General features: G+C 65.8%; 1 protein-coding gene. It reads right to left on the reverse strand.

Annotation, left to right across the window (positions count from 1 at the left end; translation table 11 throughout):
- A partial coding sequence (locus tag AC1DQ3_RS36650) for an NAD(P)(+) transhydrogenase (Re/Si-specific) subunit beta (protein ID WP_477124969.1) occupies positions 1-652 on the reverse strand: 652 nt, incomplete at both ends.

The following is a 652-nucleotide window of genomic DNA, read 5'->3' on the forward strand; positions in this document are numbered from 1 at the left end:
GTTCCTTGAGCGCATGCTGCGCGCGCGCCACCGCCAGGCCATAGCCCGGCACGATGATCACGGTCTCGGCATTGCCCATCAGGAAGGCCGCGTCGTCGGCCGAGCCGGACTTCACGTTGCGCTGCGCCTGGCCGCCGGCAGCGGCCGCCGCCGGCGCGCCGCCGAAGCCGCCCAGCAACACGTTGAAGAACGAACGGTTCATCGCGCGGCACATGATGTACGAGAGGATGGCACCGCTCGATCCCACCAGCGAGCCGGCGACGATCAGCATCGGGTTGTTGAGCGAGAAGCCAATGCCCGCCGCCGCCCAGCCCGAGTACGAGTTCAGCATCGACACCACCACCGGCATGTCCGCGCCGCCGATCGGGATGATGATCAGCACGCCCAGCACGAAGGCGATCGCCAGCATCAGCAGGAAGGGCAGCCAGTCCTGCGAAAGGCAGAAGATCACGCCGAAGCCGATCATGGCCAGCGCCAGCAGCAGGTTCAGCATATGCTGCCCGGCGAAGGACACCGGCGCGCCCTGGAACAGGCGGAACTTGTACTTGCCCGACAGCTTGCCGAAGGCGATCACCGAACCGGAGAAGGTGATGGCGCCGACGAAGCAGCCGATGAACAGTTCGATGCGATTGCCAAACGGGATATCGTGCGA

This window comes from Cupriavidus sp. 01T418 (assembly GCF_056398885.1).